We start from the raw sequence: 12,373 nt of genomic DNA, 5'->3' as shown, positions 1-12,373 counted from the left end.
ACTACTTCCGTTCATTCTATATTGAGGTACTTAAAGGGTGTTTCCTTTTCGATCAACCACGAATCATGGCGGAATCCAGCCGAAGCCCTCTCATTGAGGCAACTTCAAAGAATCCATTTTGAAAAAAGATCGATCAAAATCGATTCTACCGTTTCGAATACAGATAGGAATTTTCACGAAAATGTACCTGTCCTTTTCTGTTACCATCTATGAACCGACTATTTTTTGTCCCCTTGGTTGTCTGCTGTTGGCGTCTGGTTCGACAGTGATGCCGATTTGATCAAAAGTCTGCCCTTCGGAAAGCTGGTAGGTCAGTATTCCGGATCCGTTTTCGTCCGGCTTGAATATGCCACCATTTTCTCTCGTGCTGTTTTTCAGCAGCCAAACCTGGTAAACCTGTGAACCTTCGACGCCGGGCAATTCGTGAACCTGAACCACCAAATTTTTCTTTGATCCCTGCTGGACAATATAGGCGATGCCGTTTGTTCCCGGGTGGCTTTGATTGGCTGCTTTTAAGGGAATCGCCGTTAAAATTTCAATGGGTATATTTTCGGCATGGCGATTTTCCACCTGTACATTCGCTATTCCAAGACCAATAAATGCGAGCAACAAGACGCACACGATACCGGTTGAAACTGGAGTGAACTGGCTTTTGAGCATCATAGTGAGCTTGCTCATCTTAGTCATGAATGTTTCCGTACCGCTTTTCCTTTTGTGCTCAAAAACAAACCCCAGCACCTCGCCTTTTAGCGATTCAGGCACCTCGATTTCGGTATAATCGAACGGCAAAGCATGCCAGGCCTGGGATAATTCCTGATATTCTTTCTTACACTCCGTACAATTCTTTAAATGTTCAGCAAAGGCCATGTGTTCGCTCTCCTTGAGCTCATTTGCTATATATGGAATTAAATGATCACAAACCCTTCTCATTTTAAATCCTCCAGTTCCAGATGCTTCCTCAATCCTTTAAGAGCCTGGTGAAGCCTGCTTTTAATCGTGCCGAGCGGCTCTTGTTCCAGCTTGGCGATCTCTGAAAGAGAATATCCTTTCCAATAAAGTAAATCGATTAATTTTCTTTGCGCCGTTGGCAATTTGTTTTTCGCCATCGCAATATCATTCGTATTTACTCGTTGCTCGACTGTATTAGCAGGGTCGGCGATCTCTTCAAGTTCCTCTTGATGGTGTTGCGTATGCCTCTTCTCTTTGCGGAGGTAGTCAATACAAATATTGCGGGTAATCGTGAGGAGCCAATTTACGAAGCTGCCTTGAGCAGGATCGTAATAGCTGTTTGTTGTCCATAGTCTTAAAAAGACCAATTGAATAATCTCTTTTGTCTTATCCTCATTCCCATTGCAAAACTTCATAACAAAGCCGTAAACAAGCTTTATATATCGATCATAGAGTTCCTCTAATGCGTGACCGTTTTTTTCGTTTACCAATCGCATTAATTCCGCATCGTAATTTTCTTTCATGTGGCACTCCCTGCTCTTGGATAAAAATATATTGCCATAACACTATTTTAAAAGTAAAGATGGGAACGACCGAGACTGATCGTTCCCTGGACAGGCTTATTCAAATGCTGTTTCGCTGTTTACGACAAACCATACATCTTTTACTCCTTGTCCGTTTACATCCCCTGCTTGTTGGTCTTTTGCAAAATAATAGAGAGGAAAGCCTTTGTACGTAACCTGCTTCTTCCCGTTGTCTTCTCTCGTGATCGTATCGAAATCCTTTTTGTCAAAACCTTCCGGGACAGCGAAATCCTCCTGGGTAAAGGCCGGCCAGTTCTCCAGGCAATCTCCGCTACAATTGCTTTTTCCTGCTTCGTCCTTTTTAAAGTAGTACAGGGCCCTTCCCTGTGGATCCGCCAAGTACTTTCCAGCTTTCTCATTCTCCAAAAGCTGGAGGCTGTCAGCCGGGGCTTGTTCCGATTTAGTTACTTCCGTTTGGGCTTGATCGGGTTGAACCGTCTCTGTTTTTACCTCCGTGCTTTTTCCGCAGGCAGCCAAAACAAAAACAATCGAAAGTATCGCAAGGGTAAAAACTGCTTTTTTCATGTATGTTCCTCCCAGTTTTTTAGATGTAAGACTCGTCCTTACTTCCAGCCCCATTTTTGAAAGATTTGGTGAGATTCTTCCGTTCTTAAATAATCAATAAATTGCTGTGCCTCTTTTTTCTGATCAGTGATTTTCGTCAGGGCGATCGGCGTTCCACGATAGAGCTTTTCTTCTTCGGGCAGTTCGACCAAGTCAGTCACATTCTGGAGCCGATAATGCCACGATTCATAGGTAATCCAGGCGTCCAGGCTGGAATTCGATTTCCAACGTTCAATGGCTTCGGCACTCGACTTTACAGAAAGGTTACTATTTTGAGAAATGCCTTCGATCAGCCCTTTTCTGCCTGCCAAGTCTTCCCACAGGCCAAGCTGGCCAGCCCCATTCACATCGATTATTTTTACTCCCTTTTTCGTTAAATCCTCCAGGCTTTCAATCTTCTTAGGATTTCCTTTCCTCACCAATATTCCTGCAGCACGCGGGTAAAGCTCCGTACGTGATTTAGTGTCGATCATTTCGGGGTGGTTAAAGATGAAGTCTTGCAGCATATACTCGGAGCCACCGAAAATAATATCTGCATCTTGCTTTGCTTGGCCGATCCAATTGCCCTCTGGTCCGGCTGTTACTTCCACCTTCATTCCCGTTTTAGCTGAAAAATGTTCAGCAGCTTCCTTGATCGGTCCAAGTGGTCCACCTGGTCCGTACACCCGGATGACTTGATCACTTTGGCTGGAATTTGGTGTCGCCTGGGACGCAGGCTTACCGTCCATTTGTGCATAGGCTGACATTCCGGTAGCCGTAAAGACAAAGAGCAGTAGAACTGCTAGGAACACGGTCTTCTTCATGATTCTTCCTCCATTTCACACATGTTTTTTAACGGTACTATCAAAGGAAACGAAGAGAGGCTGTAAACGGTTTGATTGTAATTGTGAAATAGTTAGAAAGTTTCATAAATCTATGGAAAACTAGTCTGGTGAAGAATAAATAAAGATCTCCGCACAACCTACGCCAGCCTGGCCAGGTGTGTGGCGATCTTTTTCATGTTCAGACACGCAGCGGATTCTTGGTCTCTCGCATCTCATCCAACTTATTTTCATTTGATCGTATAACTTAGCTATAAGACTGCCCGTTAGTTTAACGTGGCCCCAGTTTTTTAGTGATAATAAAGTATTAGACCGGCACTCCTTATCTATCAAGGAATCCCCGTCATTTTAATCGCTAATATATTTATAAATAGTTTTAGACTCGATGTCGTATTGTATTGTTGCATAAGTTACATTCGAATAATAAAGTTGTAGACTGCCCAATTGAACTTACGAAACCCGTTAGGTCGCAATCACTCGCTCTTCTAGGTATTTTTCAAACATTGTACGATCCTGCAGTGCCCTATATTTTTCTGATTTTTCCCATGTACATTTTTTATATCGTTTCTTGACAAACTCCATATTACCAAAATTGCGCGTTTTTTCTAACGATATGAATAAACTCTGTTACTGCCGGCGATAGCCACTTGTTTTTGGGATACAACATAAATGTAAAAAGCGTTTCTTCATACGTTTCGCCTATTAACTTATGATCACGTAACTCTTTCTCCACAGTTATCCGTGGCAATATAGAGACTCCTAGGCCACTAATAATTGATTGTTTTACTGACTCGATACTCCAGAACTCAATGCTGCTTTGAATTCCTATGGTGGATTTTTCTACAAACTGTTCCAGAAGAGTACGATAACTGCAACCTTTATTTGTAACAAGCAAACTGCTCTTTTTCAAATCCAATTGATTGTTGATATTGAAATCGTTGGGATATAAAAACATCATTTGCTCTTCTACTATCGTTTCACAATAAATGTTCGAATTATTCACTTGTTTACCTAACATAAAGACAAGATCTGTACTTCCATTTGAAAGTTCTTCCCGAAATGTTAAAGGATCGACGTGGTGCCATTTTATACTTACTTGAGGGTATTTTCGTTTAAATTCTTCAAAAATTGGTGGAAAACGATAGAGTAATAGGTATTCTGCAATCGTAATGGTGATATGACCTGAAATTTCACCTTCCATTGAAGTTACCTCTTTAATTCCGTCATAAATTTCCAACATCTTTTTGGCATGAGGCATCAGTTTTTTTCCAACTTCCGTTAAAATTACCTGTTTTCCTATTCGATCAAATAAAGGGCGGCCTAGTTCCGTTTCCAAAGCCTTTATATGAGAAGTAATGGTTGATTGAGCATATCCAAGATGAATTGCCGCTTTGGTGAACCCGCCTAACTCAACGATCGCAATAAAGGTTACCAAATGCCGAATTTCCACAAAGATTCGCTCCCCCTCACATCCATCTAAAAAGATGATGATTTTTATTCAAAATATCAATTTTATTAATTGATTTCAAGCTCATATACTCTGTGTAAGACTTATTCTAAAGGTTGTGATTACATTGAGAACAACTACCGGAATCCTTTATGCGTTTATTTGGGCTACTGCGGCAATTGCTACAAAAATAGGTTTAGTCTCTTCAAGTCCACTACTTTTCGCTTCAACAAGATTGTTTTTCGCAGGGATTATTCTATTTGCTATCGTGTATATCGCTAACAAAAAGTATCCTTTTCCAAAAGGGAAAGAATGGGGAAATCTAATTATTCTAGGACTACTTAATTCGACTATTTATGTGGGATGCTGTTTCTTATCCCTTGACCATGTAGATTCAAGCATTTTTAATTTATTACTCACTTTCAATCCGTTTATTGTTGCTTTTCTTTCCTCCATATTTTTAAACAGAACCATCAAAAGAAATGAGTTAGTGGGAATGTGTCTCTCTGCGTTAGGCCTAGGAATTGCCCTATATCCCTATATAAACGATATTAATGGAACGTTATTCGGTTTCATTACATTGGGAATTGGTGTTTTTTCAATGGGGATCGGAAGCATTTACTTTAGTAAAATACAAATGAGATTGCCCGGAATTGTAGTAAACACCTGGCAGATTATTTTAGGTAGTGCAATGGCTATGCCGCTTTCGTTTTTATTAGAACCTGACTACTACTTTCATCTCGATTTCTACTTTGGGTTTGGGCTTTTCTGGCAGGTGATTGTTGTTTCAATTATTGCGATGTTGCTTTGGTTCTCCTTATTGAAAGAAGACCCTGTCAGAGCAAATAATTTTTTATTTCTAACACCTATTTTCGGATATATGTTATCTGCCATTTTTCTTGGTGAAACAATAACCAACTTTCATTATATCGGCGCACTCTTTGTTATTATTGGTACAGTTTACAGTCAGACGAATATGTTTGGCTTAAAACAGAAAGAGACTAAAATACCTGTCACCGCACAGATTCGTACGGAAGCAGCCGATCAACGTGCAACCGGAGAATCCTAGAAAAAGAGATTTTTCACAAACTAGTGTGTGTGAGTAATCGGGAAAGGTCGAACAAATGTCGTTATTGAACTATCCTGCCCTTTCGTTCAGCAGAAGACTTTACCCTAAAAGTACCGCCTATACAACTCCCGTCGACGTTCCCCGCGTAACTGAGAGTAGATCTGTGTTGTTGATGCCTTCTCGTGACCCAGCATTCCTTGAATAAAATCTAACGGGGCACCATTATCAAGTAAGTGACAAGCATACGTATGACGAAAGCGATGAGGATAAACGTTAACTGTAACCTCTCCACGGGCTGCAAGCTTCTTAACAGCATAACGTATTGTAGGTATGGCCATTCGCCGCACAGGAAGTGATTCCGTCACAAAAAGGGCTTTGCAAGAATCCTCTCGACGATCGAGGTATCTCTTTAACCAGACCTTACATTCGGTTGTAAAATACACTTCTCGTTGCTTAGAGCCTTTACCATGCACAATCGCGGAGTAGCTCTCCCAGTATATATTTCGATATCTAACCTGTGCACTTCCCCTACGCGACAACCAGTACAATATAAAAAACTCCAAGAATGCACGCTCGCGTGGGGCATCACAGGTTATCTTAAGATTAATCACATCTTCTTCAATTAAAAACTTCGAGTTTCAAAGTGTACGGACTAAAACCCAGAATACGTTTATCGGCCTCATACAACGTCCAGATATCAGTCATTTTCATAAAACAAAACCCCTCCCGAGGCTAATTTCTTTTAGCTTCACTATGTTGGGGAGGGATTAATCCGTATTTTGAATTTGTTGAACTAGTGATACCCGTTACTTCAACGATCAATTTGGAAAGGTCGACTCAGAAAGTAAGTCTGGTTCAAGCTTCCAAATATTCATTCCCTTTTTCGTCTCAACAAACGACCATTTCGAGTCCATATAATAGTTATTGAACTCAAGATTTGACGGGCATGCGGAGAATATTGGGTAGCCAATTTGTGATAGTAGATATCTCATGAGATTCTTATGACGATACTGTTCCTCTACAGCAAACTGATAAAGAGAGATTGTGCCGTTTTTCTTTAGGTAGATTCTTGCTGCTGCGATAATGATGTCTTCTATATTCATAACAACAACAGATCGTCTTTTTACGGCCGCTCGAAGTCCTAATGGGCAAAGAAACTCCTCATTGTACACTGCCTTATTCTCGCGAGTGATATGTTTTGAAAAAAATGACTCAAGTTGTTTAATATCCTCAACCACGGCAAATCTTACGTTCAATTTTTAACCACTTCCCCGAACAGCTTACTTTCCAATCCATACGAAAACATCTCCATGAGGAATTTCCATTACAGCAACATGCCCGAATTTTCCAATCGTCTCCAAAAGCATGGATGAGAGTTTGCGTAGCAGTACGCACCATTTCCGATGTAAGATAACATGTATTTTTCCCTCTTTCTAAAAATAATAGTTTTCATACCATAGACTTCGGCGAACCTCTTTTTCTGACAGCTCCTATTTGATCTGTTGTTGAAATCTAAAAAAAGAGGTGATTATCAAATGAAATATAATTTTAGATATGAACAAACTGGATCTATACCGCTAACGTCTTCCATCCTACTAATCTGCCCGTTAGCGCAGATCGGCTGCCGATCTATACCGGCAGCCGCGTTTTAGTTATTTATTAAGCTATCGAAACCCGTTAGTTGAGTCCCTTTAATTTGAGTCCCACCGAGTTAAGGCAGCTTGCTGCCGGCCGCGATGCGGTTAGTCGGTGCGGATGTGTCCCGGCACCTTGTTTCCGGGACCGAGGGTCGCCCAGACCCGGAGCGTGAATGCGGTGTTTATATGTTTCTATTTTACTCTTGTAATGTATATTTCAGTTAAGTCTTCTTTTAAACGTCACTTATTTATTACGGAGTTGTTCCGCCAAACCGATTAGAAGTCCTTCAGTTCCACGAATGTAGCAGAGCCGATACGAGTCCTCGTACTGAACCACTTCGCCAACGAGCTGAGCACCATACTTAGTGAGTCTGGATACCATTTCGTCAATGTCTTCAACGGTGAACATGACGCGTAGATAACCGAGGGCATTTACAGGAGCAGTTCGGTGATCTGATATAGTAAGTGGGGTGAGAAATCGCGAAAGTTCAAGTCGGCTGTGGCCATCTGGGGTAACCATCATAGCAATCTCTACACACTGTGAACCCAGCCCTGTTACGCGACCAGCCCATTCACCTTCGACAGTAGCTCGCCCTTCGAGCTTCAAGCCAATCTCCTCGAAGAAAGAGATTGCGTCATCAAGGGATTCTACAACGATGCCAACATTGTCCATTCTTAGTAATTTGTTTTTTGCCATAGTTTTATCTCCTTATGTGTACAAATTTATTACCTGATTCTATCAAGGATTACTAATTACTTCCAAATGATTAACATCTTGTCACAGTATAGTAAAATGTGAAATTTGGTTTTCGGATATGTCATGTTAACTTTTATTCTACGAAATTCAATTCGGAGTTACGATATTATCTCCTACTTATTATTTTTGATCATGAAACTAAACTGCCCGTTAGCGTAATGACGCATCGTCAATCAAGAAAAGTTCACGTGCTTGATCGTATTCATAATCCTCTGTTGCATGAATTAAACGTAGCAATCCTACACCTCCACATCCCGTAATGCACATAGCAAGCTGAAAATTGTACAGCTTCCTTACACGAAAAAACCAGCTTACAACAAAAGGATCATTGTGAGCTGGCACTTTTCATTTAATCATGCGATTGTTTAAGAGGTGCGCAACGATCGTCGTAAGATTTTCCCCGTACTGTTTTTGGGAAGCTCTGCTACGAATTCTACCTGACGAGGAACTTTGTATTTCGCCAGCTTGTCACGACAAAATGCCATGATATCCTCTTGGGAAACCGCAACTTCCTTCAATGCCACAAATGCCTTGACTGCTTCGCCATGCACCTCGTCAGGAATCCCGATCACAGCCGCCTCGATAATCGCAGGATGCTGGTAAAGAACTTCTTCTACCTCACGCGGGTACACATTATAGCCGTCAACGAGAATCATGTCTTTTTTGCGGTCAACAATGTACACATATCCTTCTTCATCCATACGAGCCATGTCTCCTGTATACAGCCAACCATCTCGGAGCGCCGCGGCCGTATCATCTGGCAACCCGAGGTACCCTATCATAACGTTGGGCCCATGTACCACCAGCTCTCCCACTTCTCCACGTGCGACTTCGTTTCCCTCGGGATCGACGACCTTGTTTTTCACAAGCGGGATATCGACCCCAACCGATCCTGGCTTTCTGCTCCCGTGCAATGGATTAAAGGTTGTAGCTGGAGCTGCCTCTGACAAACCGTAGCCCTCCAGTACCTTGGCATCATATTTCGCTTCGAACTTGTGCAGGAGCTCAACAGGCATGGATGCACCTCCCGAGCAGTAGATCCGGATGGAGGAGAAGTCTTCTTTTGTCGCAGTCGGCAGCTGTAGCAGATAGTTGTACATGGTCGGAACACCTGCGAAACATGTGGCTTTTTGCTCCCGAATCGTTTGGAGGGCGTCTACCGGATGAAATTTCGGCACGATAATAATGGCCGCTCCCGTGCGAATCGGGCCATTCATGCACACCGTCATGCAAAAGACATGGAACATCGGAAGTACGGCGACCATGCGATCTTCTGGCACCAGCTCGAACAATATTCCCATCGCTTCCGCATTCGAAGCCATATTGCGGTGGGAGAGCATCGCTCCTTTCGGCTGGCCAGTCGTACCTGATGTGTACAGGATTACAGCGAGGTCATCTTCGTTTCGTTCCGGCTCTACGTACCCTGCCTCTGACTCTTGCCCTTCCTGTACAAGCTGATCGATCGTTATTTCATTTTCAATGGATTCCGTGTAGATGAGGAGCTGCAAATTTTCTATTTGGTCCTTCATCGGGGTTAGTACCGGCTGCAACGCGGATAAGGCAATGGCTGCCTTTGCTTTACTATTCGATAGAATGAAGCTAATTTCGCGCGCCGTATAGATGGGATTCATGGGAACAACGACTGCTCCTACGCGCAGTATCGCATAGTAAGCGCTAACAAAATGCGGCCGATTATCCATGAGTAGGGCGACAGCATCCCCTTTTCCAATTCCGTGTTGGGCAAGTCCTGCTGCGAGATGTTCGACCTGCTGATTGAATTCCGCATACGTAGTCGTTTCTCCCATAAAGACGTAGGCTGGGCGATCCGGAAACTGTTTCGCGCTCTGTATGAGGCTTTCATTCAAATGATACATCACACATCTACCCCCTTTTCAGAAAATTTTAACATTTAGAACCAAGCCTATAAAGTATTACTTTTAGGAAACATGGGAGATTGGCGGTGCTGATTGACTGACTTGTTCATTGCGCTTCACAAAGAGCAGGAAAAGCACGCCGCAAATGATAAAGAGCAACCCGTTGACGATCATGGCGTTGCCAAAACCAGTGCCAATATCTCCGGCTGATTGAACGATAGAGCCCGTTACCAGCGGCGAGATGATCCCTGCCAATGTAACCAGGCTGGACAACACGCCTACCAAAAGCCCCGTGCGTTCCGGCAACAAGCTGCTGACAATAACAGAGGCAGCTGTTCCTACAGAAAAAGCAAACCCTTTTCCTAGGCACAGGAAGATCAGGACAAATACTGTAGATTGAACAAGGGTAACACCGTAAAAACACAGTCCCCCTAAAATAATCGAGACACCGCCAACCAAAACATATGATTTGCGATAGCTGCGATGTTTTTTAAAGAAGCGATCACCTATCGATGAAATCAGTATGGTCATCAGTCCGGCTAAAAGTCCCGTGCCAGCAATCGCATAGGCCATTTCCTGATTCGTAAAATGGAAAACCTTGACGAGATAGACAGGCTCCCATACGGATGCGAAAGTCGTCCCCCATATTTGGGCGAAATAGATTAAAAAGCAGAAAAGAAACGTGGATGAGAGCAAGACACCGGATATATCTGACCATTTCGCTTTTGGCAAGGTAGGAGCCTCGACTTTTGCAGGAGTGACGCTGACAAGTGGTTTTTCTTTTCCAATCCATAGCCAGACCAAGAGCCATATCAAACTGAGTGCGCCCATAAACGCCCAGGAAAATCGCCATCCATAGCTATCAATTAGCACGACAATCATCGGTGCGGAAGCAACCGCACCGACGAATGCACCGAAGTTCACCGTTGAATAAACCAGTCCACGCTTTTCTTCGGGAAACCATTTGTTCAAATGGCTGACAACCGTAGCCCAAAATGGCCCTTCGCCTATACCAAGCAACACCCGCGCAACGACAAGCATCGGCAAACCCGCGATCGCATAAGCGCCAAATTGAATGACTGTCCAGGACAGCGCCATGATCGCCAGCATTTTTTTCGTCCCGATGCGGTCCGACAATGCCGCGCCTACAATCCCTGCAATGGAGAAAAGCCAGAAGAAACTGCTTCCAACAAGTCCCCATTCCTTCTCGTTCAACGAAAATTCAGCCATAATCGGCACGGCAGAATATCCCGCAATCGTTTTATCCGCATAATTGATCATGTAGAGCACAAACAACATAACCATTGTGATTCTGGCCATCATGTGAATCACTCCATTTGTCTAGGAAATAGACTGCCATTGTTCCCCGCTATTTTGAAAGCCTCACGCGCCCAATTCCATCCATGATCTCAATCACTGTGCCATATGGTTCACTCAAAGTCTTGAGCCCCTCCAGTATCGAGGTATCCCCGCTTAATTTTGGCCACCCCATACGATGTACAGGCAGATCAAAGCCTAATTCAATCGGATGCAGCTCCAATTCGAGCAGCTCACCATCTTGCATTTTCCACAAGGGAATAACCGACTCCCACACCTCTTTGTGCGCACAGAGTCCGCGTGTGTAGTTGGCACTCATCGCTTCCAACGCATCTGCCACATTATGGGTGTGGTCTAAACCATAGTGCTCATAGAAATCAGCGGGCTGACTCGTAACAGCTTCTGTCTGAAAAATAAAATCTCCCAAGCTGTAAAAGATCGGCCGATTGTTGTAGATTTCAATGCCTCGCAATAAATGTGGTCCGTGTCCCACCACTGCGTGAGCACCTGCATCGATGCAAGCTTTTGCAAAAACAGGCAAGAAATCAGCTGCAACCTCCTTCGCTTCCCCCTTCATCTCATGTGCGTGAATACTCACGATGACGTAATCAGCCCGCCTGTTTGCCTCCTCAATCGTCTTGACGATTCTGTTCAGATCGCGAGGATGCGGTTGGGTAGTCGTCCCCTCTTCGTCGCTTACCATGAAACGTGCATTTCCGAAGAGAAAGGTCTCCTTGCCCGGATCGTTCATGAAGCCTTCCTCGATTAGAAGCTTGTTGAAGGCGTTAATGTCCGTCGACTCCGCAATGGCTTGCAAATCAGCGAGCTTTTCTTCCGTAATGTGGTGTGTCATGACATAGCGCATCGGATTGATCCCTGGTCTGCCAATGCTATCCGAACGCTGATCTCCGGCCGCCCACCATGGATGAAAAGTCGACGTCGCAGCGATCAAGGCCACTCTGGCCCCTTCGCATTCGAGATAACGCGGAGCGCCTGCTTCTGCGAGATTTTTGCCTGCGCCAGCATGGACGAAGCCATACTCATTGAGATATCGTTCGGTTGCTTCTAGTCCCCCATACAAATAATCGAGCGTATGGTTATTTGCCCAGCCAATCATGTTAAAGCCATAATCTTTCATGACTTGCAAAACGGACGGTGGTGACATCGCCCACGTGCCTCCGCTTTGCGCGCTGGGATTGCCCTCATTATCGTGTACGGTCGTCTCCAGATTCGCAAGGCGTACGTCCGCACGGTGCAGCAAGCTGGATATCTCTTCAAAAGCTTGGTCCCTGTATGGCAGATTCCGTGTAATGAAGCTGTCGCCAGTCGCTGTGAACCAAATCGGCTTAGTCATT

At 43.9% G+C, this 12,373-nt stretch carries 12 protein-coding genes; 1 reads left to right on the top strand and 11 read right to left on the bottom strand.

The annotated features are described in order from the left end of the window. Positions 1–207 precede the first annotated feature (207 nt). The 5 genes from HP399_RS15030 to HP399_RS15010 all read right to left on the bottom strand — a co-directional run bounded on the left by HP399_RS15030 (position 208) and on the right by HP399_RS15010 (position 4,367). Positions 208–930 (bottom strand): anti-sigma factor domain-containing protein, encoded by a 723-nt coding sequence (locus HP399_RS15030; protein WP_173619426.1) that lies wholly within the window; start codon positions 928–930, stop codon positions 208–210. After that, entirely contained in the window at positions 927–1,472 is a 546-nt protein-coding gene (locus HP399_RS15025; RefSeq protein ID WP_007729405.1) for an RNA polymerase sigma factor, read from the bottom strand. The genes HP399_RS15030 and HP399_RS15025 overlap by 4 nt, the downstream gene beginning before the upstream one ends. 96 nt (positions 1,473–1,568) lie before the next feature. Continuing rightward, positions 1,569–2,057: a hypothetical protein gene (locus HP399_RS15020; RefSeq protein WP_173619427.1), complete on the bottom strand. Its 489-nt coding sequence runs from the start codon at positions 2,055–2,057 to the stop codon at positions 1,569–1,571. A 38-nt stretch (positions 2,058–2,095) separates the two neighbouring features. Then, positions 2,096–2,899 carry a substrate-binding domain-containing protein gene (locus HP399_RS15015; RefSeq protein ID WP_173619428.1) on the bottom strand — a complete coding sequence of 268 codons (804 nt, stop codon included), beginning with the start codon at positions 2,897–2,899 and terminating at the stop codon, positions 2,096–2,098. Positions 2,900–3,500: 601 nt separating this feature from the next. Next, entirely contained in the window at positions 3,501–4,367 is an 867-nt protein-coding gene (locus tag HP399_RS15010; RefSeq protein ID WP_173619429.1) for a LysR family transcriptional regulator, read from the bottom strand. A gap of 115 nt (positions 4,368–4,482) precedes the next feature. On the opposite strand from HP399_RS15010, the gene HP399_RS15005 reads away from it, so the two are divergent. Continuing rightward, entirely contained in the window at positions 4,483–5,433 is a 951-nt protein-coding gene (locus HP399_RS15005; protein ID WP_370642729.1) for a DMT family transporter, read from the top strand. A 104-nt stretch (positions 5,434–5,537) separates the two neighbouring features. Here HP399_RS15005 and HP399_RS31160 read toward each other — a convergent pair whose 3' ends face one another. The 6 genes from HP399_RS31160 to HP399_RS14980 all read right to left on the bottom strand — a co-directional run bounded on the left by HP399_RS31160 (position 5,538) and on the right by HP399_RS14980 (position 12,372). Then, complete coding sequence (locus tag HP399_RS31160) at positions 5,538–6,044, bottom strand: tyrosine-type recombinase/integrase (RefSeq protein WP_370642728.1); 507 nt, start codon at positions 6,042–6,044, stop codon at positions 5,538–5,540. Between the two features lie 207 nt (positions 6,045–6,251). Then, a complete protein-coding gene (locus HP399_RS15000) occupies positions 6,252–6,689 on the bottom strand; it encodes an N-acetyltransferase (RefSeq protein WP_173619432.1) in 438 nt (145 codons plus the stop codon). Between the two features lie 625 nt (positions 6,690–7,314). After that, positions 7,315–7,767 (bottom strand): VOC family protein, encoded by a 453-nt coding sequence (locus tag HP399_RS14995; RefSeq protein WP_173619433.1) that lies wholly within the window; start codon positions 7,765–7,767, stop codon positions 7,315–7,317. Between the two features lie 425 nt (positions 7,768–8,192). Beyond that, positions 8,193–9,701 carry a fatty acid--CoA ligase family protein gene (locus HP399_RS14990; protein WP_173619599.1) on the bottom strand — a complete coding sequence of 503 codons (1,509 nt, stop codon included), beginning with the start codon at positions 9,699–9,701 and terminating at the stop codon, positions 8,193–8,195. A 63-nt stretch (positions 9,702–9,764) separates the two neighbouring features. Beyond that, on the bottom strand, positions 9,765–11,024 hold the full coding sequence (locus tag HP399_RS14985) for an MFS transporter (RefSeq protein ID WP_173619434.1): 1,260 nt from the start codon (positions 11,022–11,024) through the stop codon (positions 9,765–9,767). Between the two features lie 46 nt (positions 11,025–11,070). Beyond that, positions 11,071–12,372 (bottom strand): CapA family protein, encoded by a 1,302-nt coding sequence (locus HP399_RS14980; RefSeq protein ID WP_173619435.1) that lies wholly within the window; start codon positions 12,370–12,372, stop codon positions 11,071–11,073. Position 12,373 lies beyond the last annotated feature (1 nt).

The sequence above is a fragment of the Brevibacillus sp. DP1.3A genome (assembly GCF_013284245.2).
Taxonomy (GTDB): Bacteria; Bacillota; Bacilli; order Brevibacillales; family Brevibacillaceae; genus Brevibacillus.
This window is presented reverse-complemented; position numbering and strand designations above follow the sequence as displayed.

Coding starts and splice junctions, on each gene's coding strand:
- HP399_RS15030 (WP_173619426.1), bottom strand. CDS start 930: ATGAGAAGGGTTTGTGATCATTTAATTCCATATATAGCAAATGAGCTC.
- HP399_RS15025 (WP_007729405.1), bottom strand. CDS start 1,472: ATGAAAGAAAATTACGATGCGGAATTAATGCGATTGGTAAACGAAAAA.
- HP399_RS15020 (WP_173619427.1), bottom strand. CDS start 2,057: ATGAAAAAAGCAGTTTTTACCCTTGCGATACTTTCGATTGTTTTTGTT.
- HP399_RS15015 (WP_173619428.1), bottom strand. CDS start 2,899: ATGAAGAAGACCGTGTTCCTAGCAGTTCTACTGCTCTTTGTCTTTACG.
- HP399_RS14995 (WP_173619433.1), bottom strand. CDS start 7,767: ATGGCAAAAAACAAATTACTAAGAATGGACAATGTTGGCATCGTTGTA.
- HP399_RS14990 (WP_173619599.1), bottom strand. CDS start 9,701: ATGTATCATTTGAATGAAAGCCTCATACAGAGCGCGAAACAGTTTCCG.
- HP399_RS14985 (WP_173619434.1), bottom strand. CDS start 11,024: ATGATGGCCAGAATCACAATGGTTATGTTGTTTGTGCTCTACATGATC.
- HP399_RS14980 (WP_173619435.1), bottom strand. CDS start 12,372: ATGACTAAGCCGATTTGGTTCACAGCGACTGGCGACAGCTTCATTACA.